This window comes from Paenibacillus sp. LRG-1, assembly GCF_057220305.1.
This window is the reverse complement of the sequence record NZ_CM170126.1, coordinates 1,244,688-1,263,444: the sequence shown is the minus strand read 5'-3', so window position 1 is coordinate 1,263,444 and position 18,757 is coordinate 1,244,688. Positions and strand designations below refer to the sequence as shown.

19 protein-coding genes, 1 pseudogene and 1 other annotated feature are annotated in these 18,757 nt (G+C 45.1%); of the genes and pseudogenes, 11 read left to right on the top strand and 9 right to left on the bottom strand.

All coding sequences use genetic code 11. The annotated features are described in order from the left end of the window. Nucleotides 1-174 precede the first annotated feature (174 nt). Together ACUUJN_RS05610 and ACUUJN_RS05605 are read left to right on the top strand one after the other, a co-directional pair. A complete protein-coding gene (locus ACUUJN_RS05610) occupies nt 175-630 on the top strand; it encodes a MarR family winged helix-turn-helix transcriptional regulator (protein ID WP_418027234.1) in 456 nt (151 codons plus the stop codon). Nucleotides 631-797: 167 nt separating this feature from the next. Next, nucleotides 798-1,676, top strand: coding sequence for a hypothetical protein (locus tag ACUUJN_RS05605; protein ID WP_028543180.1), 879 nt, complete (start codon nt 798-800; stop codon nt 1,674-1,676). A 56-nt stretch (nt 1,677-1,732) separates the two neighbouring features. On the opposite strand, the gene ACUUJN_RS05600 is transcribed toward ACUUJN_RS05605, so the two are convergent. After that, on the bottom strand, nt 1,733-2,245 hold the full coding sequence (locus tag ACUUJN_RS05600; RefSeq protein WP_025723192.1) for a hypothetical protein: 513 nt from the start codon (nt 2,243-2,245) through the stop codon (nt 1,733-1,735). Nucleotides 2,246-2,636: 391 nt separating this feature from the next. On the opposite strand from ACUUJN_RS05600, the pseudogene ACUUJN_RS05595 reads away from it, so the two are divergent. The 4 genes and pseudogenes from ACUUJN_RS05595 to ACUUJN_RS05580 all read left to right on the top strand — a co-directional run. After that, a pseudogene (locus ACUUJN_RS05595) lies at nt 2,637-2,879 on the top strand (hypothetical protein); the annotation flags it as partial. 82 nt (nt 2,880-2,961) lie between these two features. Continuing rightward, the gene (locus ACUUJN_RS05590; protein ID WP_418027232.1) at nt 2,962-4,035 is read left to right on the top strand and encodes a polysaccharide deacetylase family protein; all 1,074 of its coding nucleotides are present in this window, start codon (nt 2,962-2,964) and stop codon (nt 4,033-4,035) included. A gap of 177 nt (nt 4,036-4,212) precedes the next feature. After that, a complete protein-coding gene (locus ACUUJN_RS05585) occupies nt 4,213-5,148 on the top strand; it encodes a hypothetical protein (protein WP_418027230.1) in 936 nt (311 codons plus the stop codon). Nucleotides 5,149-5,223: 75 nt separating this feature from the next. Then, nucleotides 5,224-5,460 carry an NHLP leader peptide family RiPP precursor gene (locus ACUUJN_RS05580; RefSeq protein ID WP_013309068.1) on the top strand — a complete coding sequence of 79 codons (237 nt, stop codon included), beginning with the start codon at nt 5,224-5,226 and terminating at the stop codon, nt 5,458-5,460. Nucleotides 5,461-5,559: 99 nt separating this feature from the next. Here the strand turns inward: ACUUJN_RS05580 and ACUUJN_RS05575 are convergent, their stop codons facing one another. After that, nucleotides 5,560-7,449 carry a sensor histidine kinase gene (locus ACUUJN_RS05575; RefSeq protein ID WP_028543185.1) on the bottom strand — a complete coding sequence of 630 codons (1,890 nt, stop codon included), beginning with the start codon at nt 7,447-7,449 and terminating at the stop codon, nt 5,560-5,562. A 132-nt stretch (nt 7,450-7,581) separates the two neighbouring features. Then, entirely contained in the window at nt 7,582-7,869 is a 288-nt protein-coding gene (locus tag ACUUJN_RS05570; protein ID WP_023987328.1) for a hypothetical protein, read from the bottom strand. A gap of 183 nt (nt 7,870-8,052) precedes the next feature. On the opposite strand from ACUUJN_RS05570, the gene ACUUJN_RS05565 reads away from it, so the two are divergent. Beyond that, nucleotides 8,053-8,313, top strand: a complete 261-nt coding sequence (locus ACUUJN_RS05565; protein WP_023987327.1) for a hypothetical protein — start codon at nt 8,053-8,055, stop codon at nt 8,311-8,313. Nucleotides 8,314-8,673: 360 nt separating this feature from the next. Here the strand turns inward: ACUUJN_RS05565 and ACUUJN_RS05560 are convergent, their stop codons facing one another. Genes ACUUJN_RS05560 through ACUUJN_RS05550 form a run of 3 tightly spaced genes read right to left on the bottom strand, consistent with a single transcriptional unit; the run spans nt 8,674 to nt 10,918 of the window. Continuing rightward, nucleotides 8,674-9,345 carry a hypothetical protein gene (locus tag ACUUJN_RS05560; protein WP_053324784.1) on the bottom strand — a complete coding sequence of 224 codons (672 nt, stop codon included), beginning with the start codon at nt 9,343-9,345 and terminating at the stop codon, nt 8,674-8,676. Between the two features lie 24 nt (nt 9,346-9,369). Further along, complete coding sequence (locus tag ACUUJN_RS05555) at nt 9,370-10,041, bottom strand: GNAT family N-acetyltransferase (RefSeq protein ID WP_023987324.1); 672 nt, start codon at nt 10,039-10,041, stop codon at nt 9,370-9,372. Between the two features lie 16 nt (nt 10,042-10,057). Continuing rightward, nucleotides 10,058-10,918, bottom strand: a complete 861-nt coding sequence (locus ACUUJN_RS05550) for a carbon-nitrogen hydrolase family protein (protein ID WP_028543188.1) — start codon at nt 10,916-10,918, stop codon at nt 10,058-10,060. A gap of 161 nt (nt 10,919-11,079) precedes the next feature. After that, nucleotides 11,080-11,351 (top strand) — a binding site (T-box leader). 86 nt (nt 11,352-11,437) lie between these two features. On the opposite strand from ACUUJN_RS05550, the gene ACUUJN_RS05545 reads away from it, so the two are divergent. Both ACUUJN_RS05545 and ACUUJN_RS05540 read left to right on the top strand, forming a co-directional pair. Then, the gene (locus ACUUJN_RS05545; protein ID WP_013309063.1) at nt 11,438-12,520 is read left to right on the top strand and encodes a bifunctional 3-deoxy-7-phosphoheptulonate synthase/chorismate mutase; all 1,083 of its coding nucleotides are present in this window, start codon (nt 11,438-11,440) and stop codon (nt 12,518-12,520) included. Between the two features lie 236 nt (nt 12,521-12,756). Further along, complete coding sequence (locus ACUUJN_RS05540; RefSeq protein ID WP_071559094.1) at nt 12,757-14,379, top strand: DUF1593 domain-containing protein; 1,623 nt, start codon at nt 12,757-12,759, stop codon at nt 14,377-14,379. Nucleotides 14,380-14,465: 86 nt separating this feature from the next. On the opposite strand, the gene ACUUJN_RS05535 is transcribed toward ACUUJN_RS05540, so the two are convergent. After that, nucleotides 14,466-15,326, bottom strand: coding sequence for a TrmB family transcriptional regulator (locus tag ACUUJN_RS05535; protein ID WP_023987321.1), 861 nt, complete (start codon nt 15,324-15,326; stop codon nt 14,466-14,468). Between the two features lie 155 nt (nt 15,327-15,481). Between ACUUJN_RS05535 and ACUUJN_RS05530 the strand changes: the two genes are divergently transcribed. After that, nucleotides 15,482-16,384, top strand: coding sequence for a DMT family transporter (locus ACUUJN_RS05530; protein WP_023987320.1), 903 nt, complete (start codon nt 15,482-15,484; stop codon nt 16,382-16,384). 116 nt (nt 16,385-16,500) lie between these two features. On the opposite strand, the gene ACUUJN_RS05525 is transcribed toward ACUUJN_RS05530, so the two are convergent. After that, complete coding sequence (locus ACUUJN_RS05525; protein WP_025723205.1) at nt 16,501-16,680, bottom strand: aspartyl-phosphate phosphatase Spo0E family protein; 180 nt, start codon at nt 16,678-16,680, stop codon at nt 16,501-16,503. 150 nt (nt 16,681-16,830) lie between these two features. Beyond that, the gene (locus ACUUJN_RS05520; RefSeq protein ID WP_023987318.1) at nt 16,831-18,063 is read right to left on the bottom strand and encodes an MFS transporter; all 1,233 of its coding nucleotides are present in this window, start codon (nt 18,061-18,063) and stop codon (nt 16,831-16,833) included. A 131-nt stretch (nt 18,064-18,194) separates the two neighbouring features. On the opposite strand from ACUUJN_RS05520, the gene ACUUJN_RS05515 reads away from it, so the two are divergent. Further along, nucleotides 18,195-18,452, top strand: a complete 258-nt coding sequence (locus ACUUJN_RS05515) for a YqkE family protein (protein WP_023987317.1) — start codon at nt 18,195-18,197, stop codon at nt 18,450-18,452. The last annotated feature ends 305 nt before the right edge of the window (nt 18,453-18,757 follow it).

Genomic DNA, 18,757 nt, shown 5'->3' with positions numbered 1-18,757 from the left:
CGCCGGTTGATTTCGTGCGACTGGTTATTTAAACTTTTCATTAGTAGGAAGGACTACAGGGGATAAATCATGATAGACCGACAGAGCTGACTGCTGTGACAAACATCTCTGACAAAACCTGTTATTTTTTGAGATAGTGTAGATACACGAAACAGTACAAAGAATGGGGAACTTATGACAACGACAAGGAAGAATAAGAAATCTTCGCAGGAGCAACCAGCCTCAGTCTGTACCTGCATTAATCTGCGCCGTTCCTCGATGGCTGTTACGGGACTGTATGACCGGTATCTGGCCCCGAGCGGACTCAATATTAGCCAATTCTCGCTGCTCAAACACTTAACTGCGCTGGGACCGGCAAGTGTAAGCGAATTGGCGCTGGAGATGCGGCTCGACCGGACAACGATTGTGCGCAATTTGAAGGCGCTGGAGCATAGCGGATATGTGGAGGATACATCTGCTGAGGGCAGTCGCAACCGCTGCCTTACTCTGACGGAGAGTGGAAGAACGGTATACAACGACGCAGCAGAGCTTTGGGAGGAGGCGCAACGTTTTTTGCAGGAGTCATTGGGAAACGGGAATCTGCAGATACTGACCTCACTCTTATCCAAAATTGAACATTTGGGTTTGTGATTAGCCGCCTACTCATACATGAAGTGTTACTCAATTCGTGTATATACACGAAAAAAAGAAATGTTTCGCGGTATCAAGGCTGGTCAGTAATATATGTTAGCCCGCCACAAGACTTCTGAAAGGAAGCTTTGCTGTGAACAATAACCACGGAGAGGGATGTGGATAGGATGGTTGAATCCGTACCGGATATGAGAGAAAACATCGTAGCCGAGATGAAAACCTATGTGAGCGAAGACAAAGGCAATGTTTGTGAAGAACTACAGAGTCCTTATTACGAGGAGCCGATTATTCAATTTGCCGCGGGCAATGATCCTTTGTTTGAGGAGTACAAAAGAGTGGTCGGGCCCGACCACGCCACGCCGCAGGAAGCATTTGAACGTTCCTTTGGAATGGGGAGTTTTGATGGAGGTACCGTTATCAGCGTTGTGCTGCCGATCAGCGAGACGATCCGCAAGGCTAATCGTGCGCAAAAAGATAGAGCCTCAAGGGAATGGGCGCTGCTGCGGACCTTTGGCGATGAATATTTTGTACAGTCTGCAAGGCGGCATTTGGCGGGATACTTAACAGGCCTTGGTTACCGTGCAGTTGCACCGCTGGATACGGATTGGTACAGCATCTATGGTGCCACAGGGGGGCCGATCTCCAACTGGTCGGAGCGCCACATTGCATATGCTGCGGGTCTTGGCACCTTCAGTATCAACGACGGCTTCATCACCGAAAAAGGAATTGCCATCCGCCTGCTGTCCGTGGTGACCGATCTCAAGGTGCCGCCTGATGCCAGAGCATCTTCAGTCACAGGCCATACCGGAAACTGCCTGCTGTGTAGCAAGGGCATCTGCGGTGTGTGCATTACCCGCTGCCCTGTGCAAGCCATCAGCAAGGAAGGCGGACATGACAAGATTGCCTGCATGAAATTTGTGTACGGCCAGGCATCACGGGACTTTGCGGTTCTAAACGGCGGCGAGGCCAAATCAGGTGCCGGCTGCGGACTGTGCCAGACCAAGGTGCCCTGCGAGAGCAGGAATCCGATGCGGACCGCCCGGTGAATATGGAAACCTTGAGGACCGCCATTCTCAAGGTTTTTTAGTGCAAAAAGATACATTTAGTTTTCGTTAGTCGAGGTTGAGGGCGTCCCTGCCTCATGTTTTAATTGAGCTTCATTCGAAGCCCCGGACTTACGATCGAATGTAATCGGGCCTTTACGGTTCACAAGCCGTTTCAAATCCACGGTCATTTCATTCTTCAATTTATCAATGAGCTGGTCTTCTTGGATGCCTTTGCTTTTAGCAACCTCGGCCAATGACTTCCCTTGTCCCAGTTCTTTCTCTAATTGGACAGGAGTGATGCCCAGCAGCTTGGCTACTTTCTCGTTGAGATGGTGATTCAAGCCGCCAGGCCGTTTGCCGTGTCTATGTCTGTGAACATGCCCATGCCCGTGGTCGTCCTGTGGTTCAGCATTCCATTGGCGGGCTGCCCCTTGGATAGAGTCGTTGGGAGTGAGAGTTTGCAACGAATTACTCGGTTCCGTCCCGGAAGCTCCAGCTGCACCCGCAGTGCCATACATCATCACTCCTCCATACAGAATAGCAGCGGTCAATTTCCATTGTTTTTTCATGTTGCAGACCCTTCTTTCATCCTTTTTAAAATAATATTTTCTTTTCCCGCTATTTTTATTCATATTTTCGCCTGTTAAGTAACCATAAGACGGGAAAAAGAAATTATGAACATTGCTATCACAATTACACCCAACCTTCGATCTACACGCGCTCCTTGGGAACCCTATCCTGTAGAGTGAGCAAGAATGAATAACTATACTTTCTACAATATAACTTGAAATTTTTCAAGTTATATATTAAGGAAAATATGATAAAATCAAATTGTAAACGTTTACAATTTGATTTTTGGAAAGACATGTTGCATCAAGCTACTACAGAATGCACTGCATCATAGTGAGGCTCAGGAGGAAAGTCCAATGAAACAAAAAAATAAGGTTATTTTTATGGACATCCAAACGCACGAGCAAAACCATATCGGTCAGCGAGCACTTCAAAAAGTGGGAAGACATGGACAAGATGTATGAATTTTTACTTACTGTAGAGGGATACCAAAGCAGTCGGAGTGCCAATGTAACTAGTAATACAATTACGATTGGCGGCAATAATGGCACCAGAAACCAAGAGATCGAGCTCGTTGTAACAGCCGATGACGGGACATGGGATGATTATATTGACTATTTGGAGATCGACTAAAATTTCAAATCTAGTAAAGAGTTGAATCGGTTCGGAGTATCGGAACATCCATACTATATTAAAATAGCTAGGAGGTAGATCCATGTTTATAGCTAAAGCAGGAAAATGGACGGCGATTATGTCAATCACCTTGTCTTTATTCACAGGCTCCCTGGTGATCTCGAGCAACCAGGCGCTTGCGGCTGATTGCTCGAGCGGTTATGTAGCGTTAACCTTCGACGATGGTCCCAATCCCTCTAACACCAAATCGCTGCTTAGTGCTTTGAAGCAAAACGGTTTACGGGCGACGCTCTTTAATCTTGGACAAAACGTGCAGAATAATCCTTCGCTTGTACGTGACCAGCAAGCAGCAGGCATGTGGATCGGTAACCATTCATGGTCACATCCGCATATGACACAACTGAGCACATCGCAGATGTCATCGGAAATTACACGCACGCAGCAAACGATACAGTCCATTACTGGCACGGTACCAAAGTTATTCCGTCCTCCGTATGGCGAGACCAACGCAACCCTCAAATCCATTGAGACCCAAAACGGTCTTACCGAAGTATTGTGGAACGTTGACTCCCAAGACTGGAACGGCGCCTCCACCGCACAGATCGTAGCTGCTGCGGGCAAACTTAAAAACGGCGATGTGATCCTGATGCATGATCAGTACCAGACTACACTCCAAGCTATTCCACAAATTGCACAGAACCTCAAAAACCGTAACCTTTGCTCTGGTATGATCTCACCAAGCAATGGCCGGGCGGTAGCGCCTGATGGCGGAAACGGCGAAACGCCGCCAAACAAAGGCACAAAAGTGGAAGCAGAGAATATGACCAAAGGCGGTCAGTACACTTCAAATATCAGCTCGCCGTTCAACGGAGTGGCTTTATACTCCAACAATGATTCAGTGAAATTCACACAGAATTTTACCAGTGGCACCCATAGTTTTTCACTCCGTGGTGCTTCAAATAATTCCAACATGGCCAAAGTTGACTTGAAAATTGGTGGACAAACGAAGGGTACCTTCTATTTCGGCGGGAGCAGTCCTGCGGTCTATACTTTAAACAATGTCAGCCATGGAACCGGAAATCAAGAGATTGAGCTTGTTGTAACAGCCGATGATGGGACATGGGATGCTTATATTGACTATTTAGAGATCATCTAATTTTAAAAAAACAAAATCCCGGCGGGATCTTCCCAGCCGGGATTTTTGTCGATATCCTTTTTACAACATTCTCAATGTAAAAATAACAAAATCTTGAAAATTGCAATCTGTTGTATAATGGCGGTTAACAACTAGAAATCGCTATAAAAATATTCATAAGAGATGCAGGTGATAGCGATGGAATGGTATTTTGCATACAAAGACGAATTGGAAAAAGTATTTCGTCAAGCGGAGGAACGGACGTCCACGTTTCCAGCTCCCTTTCAGCAAGAGGGTTTGGACTATCTGGCGCGTTTTAATCCGTTGAGGGAAGACAGCACGCGTAATTACATATGCTATTTGCTTCCATTTTGGCTGCAAGAACTCACCGGACTCCCCCCCGAAACATGCCGCAAGCTGTCACTTGGCAACGTGTTCGTCATGGCTCACTATTTAATTCAAGATGATGTGATGGACACAGCAGCAGACAACCGTAAAACGCAACTCGCGTTAAGCCAGCTATTCTATACCGAGTGTCTAAGCGTATATCGGGACCTTTTTCCGGCAACCTCTCCTTTTTGGTCATATGCCCGAACGTATATTGATGAATGGGCCGTTAGTGTGACATCCGAAGGAACAGAGGACTATTTTCAAGGGGAAAGAAATAAGGTCGCGCTGAAAGCAAGTCCATTAAAAATGGCCGGAACGGGTACTTTACTGCTTGCAGGCCGTGCCGATCTGATCCAGATCATTACAGATATGACGGACTTGGCGCTACTCGTGCTTCAAATGTCGGATGATTGGGCGGATTGGTCAGAAGATTTGGTCGAACATAGCTATAACTGTCTTTTGTCCCATATCAGTGCCGAGCAGAAGACGGCTTACTGTGAAGGATTGGGACCCAAACAGATTCAGGAAGCGATTTATGTACGCGGTGCGCTCGCCAACTATGTGAACATTGCCGATCAAGCAGTCCAACAGTTAGAGACCCTGGAGCCTTCTATCCACGGCCTACGTAGCTTTGCACATTCTATCGCAGCGGAGCTGGGCGAAGTGGCGGCGGAAATTGAAGGCGGACGCTCGCATTTGAGAAGAGGCGGACTTGATTACTGGCTCTCCAAAAATATGAAATAATGCTAGATTTTTCTGAGTCTTTCGTGGTATACTGACTAGGTAAATATAACCAATTGAATGAGAGGGTGATTTTTGATGGCTACTGAAGTTCTTCAAACACAAGTCATTCAAAAAGCTTGGGAGGATGCCAGTTTCAGAGAGAAACTGATGACAGATCCCAAATCTGCAATTCGTGATGTGTTAGGAGTCGTGATCCCCGATCATATCCAAATCAAAACGTTAGAGGAAACGCCTGATCAGTTTTTTCTGGTAATTCCTCCAGACCCCTCCGGTGTACTCGCTGCATCCCAGAAACCTCGCTCGATGTGGTAAATTGGTTGTTAATGCTTATTTAATCTATATTCCTTAATCTCATGTGGGTGGGCTCAGCAAGCTTCCCTCCGTTTTCTCCGAATGCAAAAAAGCCGGATATTATCCGGCTACGGGGAAGCGGATGGTCGCTTCCGTTCCCACCCCTTTTGCACTTGTAAAAGTTATTTTTCCATTCATCGTTTCAATAATCCGAAAAGTCACCATCATCCCCAAACCCGTGCCTTTTGTCTTATTCGAGAAATAAGGCTCACCTAGTCTGGATAAAGTCTGAGCATCCATCCCTTCACCATTATCCCGAATATGAATGACAGCTTCTCCGTTGTCCACATAAGCCCATATATGAATATGACCCTGGTCTCGCAGCGCTTCAATGCTGTTTTTGATAATATTGATGAACGCCTGCTTGAACTTGGAGGAATTCCCGCGTACTTTGATTTCCTGGGGAATATCCAGTGAAATTTTTCCACCTTGCAAATTAGCCATTGGACTGATGATTCCTTCAATATGTTTGAATTCGTCCAATATGGTCAACGTTTTGGTTTGGTCAAACTCTGGCTTGGCAAAAGTCAAAAAATCAGTAATAATCGCGGAAGCTCGATCCAGCTCCTCCAGAGCGATATGTAGATAGTCTTTGTTTTTACCATCCTCCTGCTTGCTCATCAACTGAAGAAATCCACGTGTAACCTGAAGGGGATTACGTACCTCATGAGCTACAGATGCAGCCAGATCGCTAATAATCTCCATTTTCTCCGAACGTTGAAGCTCATTATTGAACATCTCGAGTTCTCTGGAATACCGAACCACCTGCTTGTGCTTTTCTGCCAGTCTTCTGCCCAAAATCGCGATCAACGCCAGTACAAAACCGAACACGCCCCATTTCCACAAAAACATATTGTAGTGTCCGTCCAGAATAAAGAACCAGCTCAGTTCCCCGATAGAGATGACTGCAAAAAATGCAAAGCCTGTCGATAAAATGATCGCTTCGTGATCACCCTTAAGTGCCATGCGAACCGAAGCAAATACCAGCAGTATCATTAAGGCGACGAGTAATATACCCAGGATGACTACACTAAAAAAATAATATATATCGTTCAACCGCTCCTGTGCTCCTAAATTAACAATCATCATGGTAAAGCAGAACAAAGAGTAGGCGGTTAACACCTTTCTGAATTTGCGAATCAGTATAATCGAATTGATATTTTGCTCAAAAAAGTAGGCTAATGAAGGTAGCAGAATAAATAGTGCCACATCAAAAAGTTGTAAGTACAGCTTGCCATAGCCGCGATAGAATGTATACAAGAATGGTGAATACGTTACGATCATCAGACCAATAGACAATACAATCGCACTTAGGGACAACCACATAGCCATACTCGGACGGAACAGAAAAAACGAGCAGATCAGTAGTACCAGGGCGATAAAGATAAACGTACTGCCCAGTACAATATCTAAAACATCCATTCTGACCAAGGTTCCCAATAAATCACGATAATCACCGGTCATCACATTGCCGATAATGCCCAGTCTATTCTTACTGCTTTCCGTCCATATGTATAATGTTTTACCGCTGTCTTCCGGCTTCAGCGGAATCAGAATACGATTATTCTCATAATTGTACCCACGGTAGGATTCGTAAAAATTGGTCCCATCTTTATACAGCGTAATATGCCTGCCATAAATATTTTCAAATAGTACCGCTGGCGTTTCATCATTTAACGAAGGTAACTTAATACGAATCCAGGCGGAGCCTATATTACCGGGCTGCCTAAGCAGTTGTGTATCATCTTCAATATGCATCCAGACCTTGCTGCGATCCTTTACCTCATCTAAAGAGCCATCCTCGTCTACCGCTCCCCATCTCATATCCCAGGAGGGTATTTTATAATCCCTTTCCGGGGTCATTTTGGCCGCATAGGCGGAGTGGCCCAGCGACAACAGCAACACAATGACCGCTAGCAGGGTGGCGACAGCTTTGGGCACATGCCTCATGTTAAGCACCTCAAAGTTACATAGTAGGATTTACAAGTTTGTATACGTTTTAACATTTTTTACGTCCTGAAATTATATTATTCTATACGATGATGTGCATACCTTCTTCATAAGAAGGGTATCATGTTCTTTTTACTCATTTTTTGTAAAATCTTCATATTGATTAATGATCATTTCCTGTTCGCGCCGCTCCTTCTGCTCTCTAAGCCCCAACCACGGTTCACAATCTTCATCTTCATAGATCGTCCAAATATCGGAAAATAAATAATCGCGTATTTCTACTATTTTTCCCGCTTGTCCGCCATCTGTCCAGTATAAGCCTTCCGGGCGCCGAATGAGGGTGCGGGAAAATCCCGGGGTAGATGCCTTTTGACCTACTCGGATACGACTAATCATCGGACCAAACATGTACCATTCCAATTCATATCCCTCCCTATCTTCTTTATCATATCACAGCAGTTACCAAAAAAACGCTAATTGAGAATGGGCATATCCCTATTCGCATGATTTTAACTTCCTACAGACACACTAACTCAAGGTTTAGCCGTTCTGCTGTTTGGGTAAGGTCGGAATAAGCAACAAAAAATAAAGGAGCTGAGCAACATGGCCAATCGTGATGATCGAGCTAATGAGCTACATGACAATGATTTTGAGCCTTCTCTGCAAAATGCAGAAACCAACTGGGAGAATCTGACGGAAGGGCCGGATACTCCTCTGGAGGACGTCCCAGATGCCGATGAACTGACACCGAACAGTCCTGTCGATCCTTCTGCTCCTGCTGAATTCCTGCATGGTACCGATTTGCTGAACGGTACGGATGGAGACGAAGAAGAGCAACTGGACAGCGACGATATGCTGGATTAACCACTTCATTTTATCGGGTGAAAGAAAACGGTTACCCATTCTGCTGTGCGGGTAATGAAGTGTATAACAGAAAGGAGTTGACTGATCTCCTATGTATAAAGATCCGATGTCTCAGGCCGATATGGAGTATAAGCGCTACAAAACCTTGAATCCTGTGGAAGCAGACGAACGTAGGACCGCGGACAAGACAACTACAGATGATATTTCGGCCGAAGATAACCCACGAGGAGTCGCATCTGCGAAGCCCGAACCCAGGGATCAAGGAAAATGAAAGGGTCAATTAGAGAATGCAAAAAGGGTGCAACCTAAGCCACGCAGATGATACATGGCTTGAGTGCACCCTTTTTGTACTTCATATGTTTACAATGGCAGCAATGCTACTGTCGATTTAGCTTCCAATCCATCTACCATTTCGTTCCAGACAGCAGGCTTGTTCGGCAATACTGTATAGTACCGACGTATAAAAGCTGCCACCAATTTGGCGCTCACTTCTTCCACGCTATCATCCTCAGGCATAAAGCCTAAATTCAGCCCTTCTACTGCTACACCATCGTTATTCCAGGACGGATGTACGTAGTCCAGATCCAAACGCTTATAGCCCAGATGAGATAGCACCTCACGTCGCACGTACGGGTCCATTGGCTTGACACCACCAAAGGAATGCTCGTTGCCACGGTAAGGGTCATAGATTTCAGCAAACATCCCCTGTAACTGCTGTCCGCTGGCCTGAGCAAGCGCGTGCAAGTCATTCTGGCGTCGTGTCCAAAGAAAACGGCCAATGCCCAGTCCCGGTTGTCCGATGATCGTAAAATCTGTCATAGCTACATTAAAGTCCTCATAATAACGATACTCTGTTGCACCAACTACCTTATCATCCTGTACCGCAACAAAGACACGAATACCCGGGTCTTCCAGCGGTTCCTTCCACAGACTGTACTCCAGCACTTCCTCTGGTGGAAATACTTCCTGCATTAGTTGATGCATGCTCGCAAACAAGGGGTCTTCAATATGAGTAATGCGATGATATTCCATAGGATAGGACACGCTCCTCTACAATTAGTGATGGGTATGAAACGGATTTCGCCATTCCATGAGGGCAGCATAATTACGCGATTGTTCATCATCCAAATAATTCGGCAGGATACAAACAGGCACCCGTCCGCAACGAAGCAGAAAAGTTAATACCGGGTCCTTCAGCTCACCAGACACTACGGCATCCACATACGCTTCTGCGCTCAATTGGTCGGCATGATGCTGATAACTAGGCATACGCCCCGCGCCCAGCAAACGATCCAGTCTCCGTTCAATCACAAGATGATATAAGGAAAAAATCAGCCATTTGCCCAGACCCAATCTGCGGTAAGCAGGACGTACCGCCAAATCAATCACATACAGCGCCTTGCCGTCCTCACAGTGCGTACGAATATAACCGTCATCTGCTACTTCCTCCCATGTATGCTGGGGATGTTCGGGGTTATAATGCATCAGTAGGCTGGTTACCGAACCCGCCAGTTCCCCCTCAATTTCCACACACAGCGCTCCATCTGCAAAATGCTCTGTCTGGCTAGCAATCTGCTCCCGGCTCCATAACAGCTCCTGCGGATAAGGTGGGGGGAAGCTCTCCTGCTGAATACGCAGCAATCCCTCATAATCGGCTGTAGAATAATTACGAATCACCGCCCGTAGCGGCCGATCGCCGTCAAAGATGAACCATTCTTTGCGATACATGGCTTATTTCCTTTCATTAGCTCCAGTCTGTGTATAAATCTGTTCTACGGTCACGCCAGGTTGTAACCGAGCCCCGCTCGCGCACATCGTACAACAGCTGCAAATCGAGATCTGCTGTCACAATCATATCGTTGTTCAGTTCACCCTCCACCATAATGCCGCGTGGCGGAAAAGGAATGTCATTGGGTGTAATGACTGCGGCTTGTCCATAATTGGCACGCATAAAATCAACCGTAGGCAAAGCGCCGACAGTTCCCGTTAAAACGACATACACCTGATTTTCAACCGCTCTGGCGTGGCTTGTATATCGTACCCGGTAAAATCCGTGACGATCGTCCGTACAGGAAGGACAGAAAATAATATCTGCTCCCTTGGCCTTCGCCATGCGAACGATTTCGGGAAATTCAATATCATAGCAGGTCAGCATCGCTATGGTGCCCTTGGACGTCTCAAACACATTCAGCCCCTCACCGGGAGCCATATTCCATTCATGCACCTCTGTCGGTGTAATGTGAATTTTGTCCTGAGTGGCCACACGCCCGTCCGGGTAAAACAAATGTGCCGTATTATATAAACGTTCGTTTCTCCTAACTACATGAGTGCCACCGATAATATGCATCCCGGTTCGACGTGCGAACGAAGTGAATAATTCAAGGTACCGGTCCGTAAAATCCGGCAGGTAGTTGATCGTCAGAGCTTTGCCTTCACTATCACCAATCGACATAAGCTGGGTCGTAAAAAACTCGGGAAACAGAACAAATTCCGCGCCAAATTCCTCCGCTGTTTTGATATAATGCTCCGATTGCAGGGCAAATTGCTCGAATGAGTCAATCGTATGCAGATGATATTGAACCGCCGATACTCTGATTTTGCTCATAATTCCTCCTCGGACATCACGTCTTTTAGATTGCAAGGGGGGCCCGTTGCTGTTCACATTATAACCGATTCAAAACGGTGCGAAAACTGAACCTGATAATCAGGGCTTGCCTTCTGCACCTACTTTGTTTAAAATAAGGTCAAATCTTTTGAATACCATGAACAAAGACAGCGACGGAGACAAGTAAACGTCTAACGGATTCCCACAGAAAGGTACGAATTGCTGAGAGCGTACCGCAATCCCGCGTTGAAATTCACTCCCGAGTCGAGCCTTGAACCGACAGAAGGATTCATTCCTTTGTCCGCAGTAGAGGTTTCCGGAAGCCCCCGTTACGGGCATCAAGCTCAGAAGTTACTGCCGTCGACTGAACGACGTTGACGATTCGTATGTATACTTCTGTAATTAGGGTGGTACCACGGCATTCGTCCCTTGCGACGAGTGCCTTTTTGTGTTATTTTCTGCAAAAAAGTCCATGGGCTAGCAGTAAAAACAAATTTAAATTCGGGAAGGGTGTACTGTATGTCTACAAATGAAAATTCTTTGGAGCTGCTGCGTGAACAGCTCGATGCTACAAATTTGCAATTGCTGGAGTTGCTGTCCCAACGCGCTGAACTGGCGGGACAACTTGGAAAATTGAAGGAAGCTCAAGGGGTACCTGACTTTGATCCGGTACGTGAGCAACAAATGTTGGACAAGCTGATCGCGGCTAACCGTGGGCCTTTTGACGATGCTACGATTCGCCAGCTGTTCAAAAATATTTTCAAGGCTTCTTTGAACTATCAAAAAGAAGAACACAAAAAACATCTGATCGTCAGCCGCAAAAATCAACCGGATAGCACAGTTATCAAGGTTAAAGATACGCTGGTGGGCGGCAAAGCTTCCATTATGGTCGCAGGTCCCTGCTCGGTGGAAAGCTACCAGCAAACTCGCGAAGTAGGTGCGGCTCTCAAGGAAGCCGGTGTGCCGATTCTTCGTGGTGGCGCGTTCAAACCACGTACGTCTCCGTACGATTTCCAAGGACTGGGCGTGGAAGGACTGCAAATTCTCAAACGTGTAGGCGACGAGTTCGGGCTGGCTACAATCAGTGAAATCGTCGATCCAAGACATTTGGAGGAAGCGATCCAATACATCGACATTATCCAAATTGGCGCGCGCAACATGCACAACTTTGAATTGCTCAAAGCTGCGGGTGAAACCAGAACTCCGGTTCTGCTCAAACGCGGACTGGCTGCCACAATGGAAGAGTTCCTTCATGCTGCTGAATACATCGTTTCCCGTGGTAACACGCAAGTCATGCTGATTGAACGCGGTATCCGTACGTACGAAAAATGGACGCGTAACACGCTGGATATTTCCGCTGTTCCGATTTTGAAAAAGGAAAGCCATCTGCCTGTATTGGTGGACGTGACTCACTCCACAGGACGCAAGGACATCCTGGCCCCTTGCGCCAAAGCTGCCCTGGCTGCTGGAGCTGACGGTATCATGGTGGAAGTTCACCCGAACCCGGCAGTCGCTTTGTCCGATGCTCAGCAACAGCTGAACATTCCTGAGTTCCACAACTTCCTGTCTGAAGTTAAAGAATCTGGTTTATTCAAAGCGTAAAACTAATTTTATGCCGGGATTCATAAACCGCTTTCATTTTCTCGGACAATGATGTAAAATTGAATCAGGATTGTGACTGATCATGCAGGCAAAACCTAAATGTATGTATGCTCGACTTTTGTTGAGGCATATATATGTTTAGGTTTTTTTTATGCCTAATTCTTGAATAAAAAGAATACCTACATGGTTATAATCCTAAAAAAACATCATAGGAACGTTCAGAGAGGGGAACAGAAATGAGAGAAAGAAAAGGGTTAAGCATTTTTTTATTAGCCATGATTTGTATTTTGATCATCAGTGGCTGTAGTAGTAAGGCTCCCGCCGTTGTGAAGGATGAAAGCGCTGCTCCAACAGAAAAACAAACGGAAAATAAAGTAGAAAATAAAGCAACCAAGGCCAGAACGGTAATCACTACCGATGGAGAAGTAGATGATATGAACTCTGTCATTCGCTTTCTTCTTTACTCCAATGAAATGGATTTGTCGGGGATTGTACTGACTAGCTCCGTATATCATTATGCAGGTGATGAAAAGGCTGGCATCAAGCCATTTAGATGGACCGGAACGCAATGGGTAACGGACATGATTGATGCCTACGGAGAGATTTACCCCAACTTAATCAAACATGCCGAGGGATATCCAAAGCCTGAATATATCAAGAGCGTTACCAAAATAGGTAACATTTCAAATAAAGGTGAAATGGACAAAGAAACGGAAGGCTCCAATTTCCTTAAAACACTTTTCCTGGACGATGACAAAAGAGATTTGTACGTACAAACTTGGGGTGGAACCAATACCACGGCCAGAGCTTTAAAGTCCATTGAAGACGAATATAAAAATACAGATCAATGGGAAACGATTCGAAAAAAAGTAAGTGATAAACTCGTACTGTACATCATTCTGGACCAGGACGATAGCTACAATAATTACATCGCTAAAAATTGGCCTGACATCAGAATTATTAATGATCAATCTAACTTCTGGCATTTCGCTTATGCTTGGAAAATGCACACAGAAGAAGTAAACAGCAAGTTGCACGGGGAATGGAACTTCAAAAATATTAAAGATGGTCATGGCAAGTTGCTCAATATGTATGCCTTGATGGGCGATGGCAATATCATCAAAGGCGAGTTGGATGAAGAACAAAGAGGCAGTGAAGCCTACTTAAAGAAAAATCCACAATACGACAAGTATGACTTTATTTCTGAAGGTGATTCTCCATCCTTCTTCTATTTAATTGATAACGGATTGCGGAGTATGGAAAACCCAACCTATGGTGGCTGGGGAGGTCGTTTCGGTGTCGTTAACGATAAATTATTTAGAAATACCGTGTTAGATTATGATGTGCATACGAAAAAATTCGAAGCAGAGTATTCTCTGATGCGTTGGTTTGATGATATTCAAAATGACTTTGCTGCTCGTGCAGATTGGGCTATTGCATCCGACTACAAAGATGCCAACCACAATCCAACGTTGACCATTAAAGAAGGATTAGACCTAACCGCTAGTCCAGGGGAGAAAATAACCCTGCATGCAGAAGGTTCAGATCCCGACGGTAATCAATTGACCTATAAATGGTGGAGATATTTTGAAGCAGACACGTATGAGGATTCTAAAGTAAAACCAGCACAAGTTAAACCTGAATTGCTGGGGGAAATGCAGCTTGGGCTTCATCGAGAAGTAGCTAAAGGCGAGAAAGTAAACACGATTGACTTGCAAGGTAGTGATACGAATGCAGTTAGTTTCACAGTTCCTGCAGATGCTAAGTCAGGGAATACGCTTCATATCATTGCAGAAGTACAGGACAATGGAAAACATCCTTTAAAGCATTATCAACGTGTGATTGTAACCGTAAAATAATTGAACACAACATCCAATAAAATTAGGCTCATGGAATAACACTCCATGGGCCTGTTTATTTTTGCACATCGGAACTCAGACAATCTCTATACACGTTTAATGCTTTTTTCAGTCAAAGGAACATAATATCCTTTGCCATTCGGACCCATAGCAAATTTATTGCGAAGATGAATTAGATTAGGGCCGAATTTCGCCTCTAATTGTTCACGGAACTCATATAGGATCTCCATGATATAAATATCATGAATAATCACTTCTGTAATCGGCATCACCAGACCCGGATGCAACGTCCATGCAGCGCGGCTGTCATCACCAAGTGAAAGTATGCCAGCTACGACCTCCCGGTCGTCTACGCTAAGTACAATCCACCGACCACCAATTTCAGACGTAATCTCCTCACTCATATCATGGCGGTAAACAGTAGCGAAATCAAAATTAAGCTCCCCATACGCTACAATGATCACTTCAATTCCTTGCTGAGCGACTTGCTCTAAGGCATCTCGGAACACCTCGGCATCCTCTTTCCAAATTTCCAATAAAATTCGGTGTTTTGCTCCCTTTACCCCTTCATTTATGCGATTGATAATGGCTTCATACCCCGAGATATTCCAAATATTCTCTCTATTTTGAAATGATGCTGTGTACTGCTCCAAACTCTCTTGCGCCACATTGAAAATCTGCTCTGCTTTGCGTTTTCTCTGGGCAATCAATTCATGTGGCGGGAGCGGCACATACAGAGGCGTATTTTCTTGACTGACCATGATATCCCCACGGTTGACCATTCCAGACAAAACCTCGTAAATTTTGGATCTCGGTACCCCGGAATTCAATGAAACGGCGTATCCCGAAAGTGGAGAGCTTTCCAATAAGGTCACATAAGCCTTAGCTTCATATTCACTAAAATTCAAATCCCGTAGAATTTCTAATATATTTGGTTTTGGTTTCATGACGTCTTCTCCTCAATTCGTGTTCATCCTTACTATATCACTTCCCCTTGACAAAAACTGATATACACACTATCTTTTTAGTAACGTTTTTATAGTAGTCACTTTAGTAGCTACTATTATCATTTCACAGGGGATTACCTCAGGGAGGATTTAACTTGAACAAAGTCATAGCTCATCACAGCGAAAGCAGCCGGATTTACTACGGTTCTACGATTCTGGCCCTATTGATCTGGAGTACATCGTTTATTGCCACCAAAGCAGCCTACACGACGTTCCCCCCTCTTACCTTGGGTCTATCCAGATTTATTATAGCTTCCGTTGTGCTAGGCATCGTTTTGCTGATTAAAAAAGAACATATCAAAGTAAAGCCAAAAGATTTGGTTACGATTTCGTTTAGTGGTGTTTTGGGAATCACTCTCTATTTTTCAATGGAGAATATAGGGGTTAGCTTGACTACCGCTTCCAACGCAGCATTAATTGTTGCATCATATCCCGCAATTACATCGCTGCTTGAACTTATTTTGTATAAAGTGAAAATATCCAAATATAAAATTTGCGGTATAGCATTGGCCATGATCGGGGTATATTTCTTGACTTCAGTTGGCGAAAGCTCGGATAGTAAGAATCAACTAATCGGAAATTTAATATTGATTGGAACGGGTTTTGCGTGGGCGTTTTACACTTTCATGACGCGCAAGGTAGTGGACAAATATCCGCCTGTGACGTTATCTTTTTATCAAACTGTTGCAGGAAGTATCTTTTTTATACCGTTGGCTCTATTAGAAAAGGATAGTTGGCAGGCTCCGACAACAGGATCGTTTATGTTGTTAGTATATCTGGGCGTATTCTGCTCCGTTATCGCATTTTTGCTTTACAATTACGGATTAATCAAGCTGTCACCGAGCAGTTCCGTTTCTCTGATGAATTTGGTTCCGATATTTGGAGTCTTATTTTCTGTGTTGCTTTTGCAAGAAACGATTACATGGCGCCAAATCATTGGTGGTTTGGTCGTCATTATAGGTGTCCTACTGAGTGCTCATCAAACGAACCGTACCTAAAATGATAGATTGCACACTAGTTATAAAAGTTAAGATAAGCATCGTTGTATAGGTATTAGCGCTACAGTACAAGGGCGAGTGACCTCACCAAAAGTTTCTCGCCCAGTCGGTTGCATTTATGCAGTCGGCTTTTTTTCTTTTATATAAAAAAGGTGGTTATATTGATTGATGAGGTTATCCATAATTACAGACTGTCTGAGCACACTGGCATGATTAAAGCCATGTTTTGCTTGCAAAATATACAGCTTTTGACGAGCTTTCTCAAGCTGTTGACGCAAAATGTCGTCTCTTATCATAATATATCCCTCCTTGTCATATTATCAGTGTAGAGGGTTATGAATAAGTATACTAAAAGTAAAGGTTTGGGATAATTATCTAATAGCACAAAAAAAGACCTGCTCTATGAGCTCTAAGGTTGTCCTCTTAGACAATCCTGTGTGATTCGCTTATCCGGCAGAATGAATATCCTGATCCGTTACGTTCTTCCTGGCTGAAACCGGGAACACGTTTTTTCCCTTCGCCCATAGCAACAACGCTGCAAGCAGCAGTATGCCACCGTTTAACACAAAGATCCAGCGGATTGGCATCCAGCTGCCAAGCATACCGCCAATCAACGGCCCCGCCATGGTCGCGAGTTGAGTAGCTGATTGGCTCAAGCTAAAGGCTCGTCCGCGAAACTCCGGCTTGGTGACCTCCACAGTCATTGCGTTGATAGCCGGCATGACGGACGCATAAAACAATCCATATCCAAACCGAAGCGCACCAAAACCAACAAAGTTGGTTACAAAAAATTGTAAGATGTTCCCGATTCCCGAACCGATCAGTCCAATCAGCAGCACGTGTGCAAATCCGGTCCGGCCTCCAATCCGTCCCCATCGGGGAGCCATGAGCACCGCCGCAATACCAACGGCTGAGAATACAATCCCGGAACTTAAAGACGCCCGACTACGGTCAACTCCCATTTCAAGCACATATACCGTAATTAACGGTTCCAATATCATGACGGAAAAGGTACTTAATCCCGCCAGAATAAGCAAAAAGCACAAAGGCCGATTAGCAATAGCCTCCTTGATATCATCACGAACATGCGAGCGGGTACTGGTTCCCTTGAAGCTGTCCTCTCTAGCGCCAAAAGTCGCGATTAACGCAGATACCAGCACAAGAGCTGCAGAGAAAAAAAAGGCATTTCGATTGCCATAATAATGGCTCACTACACCGCCAATCAGCGGACCTATAATGCTGCCTGTCGCCCCAGCGGTCGCCATAATACCGAGTGCATAGCCGGTTTTCTCCTCAGGCGAGCCCGTTCCGACCAGCGCAATCGCAGCAGGAATAAACCCGGATAGAAGGCCTTGAAACAACCGTACTCCTACGAACACATACGGATCTGTCACAAAAGCACATATCAGGTACAACACCGCCAGGCTAAAGCCTGAACGAATCAACATCGGCTTACGTCCATACTTATCTGCAAGCGAACCCCAAAATGGGGCAATCAGCGCGCTGGCTAAAAAAGTGACTCCAAAGGCAATCCCCGACCACAGTTCCAGATGATCATTTACGCCCATTTCCGTATTCAGAAAAATAGGTAAAAACGGAATAGACACGGAATAGGCCATGCTGCAAAACAATACTCCAATCCACAAAATGACCAGGTTTCGCTTCCAATATAGATGCATGATGCCACACGTCCCTTCTGCTCATTCCATTATTACCCTCTAAATTAGAAAAGTCTACCGCCCAGCTCATCCTTCAATCGTGGAACAACCGTGCAGAAGCTGATATAATCGAATGGAATGGAGATGATGACATGGCTAAGAAGAGAAATTCGTCTTCCCCTGCTCCTGCGGCTCAGGACAAACCTGCTACGTTAAAAGATCTGTTGAGTCAGGATGTGCTGAATAAGCTTAAGGCTCAAGCCAATGAAGCCCAAGCAGAACAGGACAAGCGTAAAGAAGACGAACGGCAGCGTGCCGTCGAAGCAAAAAAAGCTGAACAGAAGAAGCTGGATAACAACTTCGAGCATCTACTGAATAACAGCAATTTGGACTGGCACAAATATAAATAAGCCAAAACCACAACGGTTTTGGCCTATCTTTACGCTTTATGTTATAGCCAGTCACGAATATGTTGTACTGAGTACAGCACCCCTACCCAAACCGGCAGACTGAACGCCATACCCCATATGAGACCTTTCGCCAGCTTTTTGTCTACCTCCATCATGATCCTGCCCCTTTCCTTGGGAATAGCAGCAGTATGGGTCAAGAATACGGCTTTCAAACCCGTATTTCCTTATCCCCAGCAAAAAAGGTATGATAGAAAATGGAAAAGTGTTCTGCGCTGCCCCCAAACTATAATTTAGGATGTTACACC

Coding starts and splice junctions, on each gene's coding strand:
- ACUUJN_RS05610 (WP_418027234.1), top strand. CDS start 175: ATGACAACGACAAGGAAGAATAAGAAATCTTCGCAGGAGCAACCAGCC.
- ACUUJN_RS05605 (WP_028543180.1), top strand. CDS start 798: ATGGTTGAATCCGTACCGGATATGAGAGAAAACATCGTAGCCGAGATG.
- ACUUJN_RS05600 (WP_025723192.1), bottom strand. CDS start 2,245: ATGAAAAAACAATGGAAATTGACCGCTGCTATTCTGTATGGAGGAGTG.
- ACUUJN_RS05590 (WP_418027232.1), top strand. CDS start 2,962: ATGTTTATAGCTAAAGCAGGAAAATGGACGGCGATTATGTCAATCACC.
- ACUUJN_RS05585 (WP_418027230.1), top strand. CDS start 4,213: ATGGAATGGTATTTTGCATACAAAGACGAATTGGAAAAAGTATTTCGT.
- ACUUJN_RS05580 (WP_013309068.1), top strand. CDS start 5,224: ATGGCTACTGAAGTTCTTCAAACACAAGTCATTCAAAAAGCTTGGGAG.
- ACUUJN_RS05575 (WP_028543185.1), bottom strand. CDS start 7,449: ATGAGGCATGTGCCCAAAGCTGTCGCCACCCTGCTAGCGGTCATTGTG.
- ACUUJN_RS05565 (WP_023987327.1), top strand. CDS start 8,053: ATGGCCAATCGTGATGATCGAGCTAATGAGCTACATGACAATGATTTT.
- ACUUJN_RS05560 (WP_053324784.1), bottom strand. CDS start 9,345: ATGGAATATCATCGCATTACTCATATTGAAGACCCCTTGTTTGCGAGC.
- ACUUJN_RS05555 (WP_023987324.1), bottom strand. CDS start 10,041: ATGTATCGCAAAGAATGGTTCATCTTTGACGGCGATCGGCCGCTACGG.
- ACUUJN_RS05550 (WP_028543188.1), bottom strand. CDS start 10,918: ATGAGCAAAATCAGAGTATCGGCGGTTCAATATCATCTGCATACGATT.
- ACUUJN_RS05545 (WP_013309063.1), top strand. CDS start 11,438: ATGTCTACAAATGAAAATTCTTTGGAGCTGCTGCGTGAACAGCTCGAT.
- ACUUJN_RS05540 (WP_071559094.1), top strand. CDS start 12,757: ATGAGAGAAAGAAAAGGGTTAAGCATTTTTTTATTAGCCATGATTTGT.
- ACUUJN_RS05535 (WP_023987321.1), bottom strand. CDS start 15,326: ATGAAACCAAAACCAAATATATTAGAAATTCTACGGGATTTGAATTTT.
- ACUUJN_RS05525 (WP_025723205.1), bottom strand. CDS start 16,680: ATGATAAGAGACGACATTTTGCGTCAACAGCTTGAGAAAGCTCGTCAA.
- ACUUJN_RS05520 (WP_023987318.1), bottom strand. CDS start 18,063: ATGCATCTATATTGGAAGCGAAACCTGGTCATTTTGTGGATTGGAGTA.
- ACUUJN_RS05515 (WP_023987317.1), top strand. CDS start 18,195: ATGGCTAAGAAGAGAAATTCGTCTTCCCCTGCTCCTGCGGCTCAGGAC.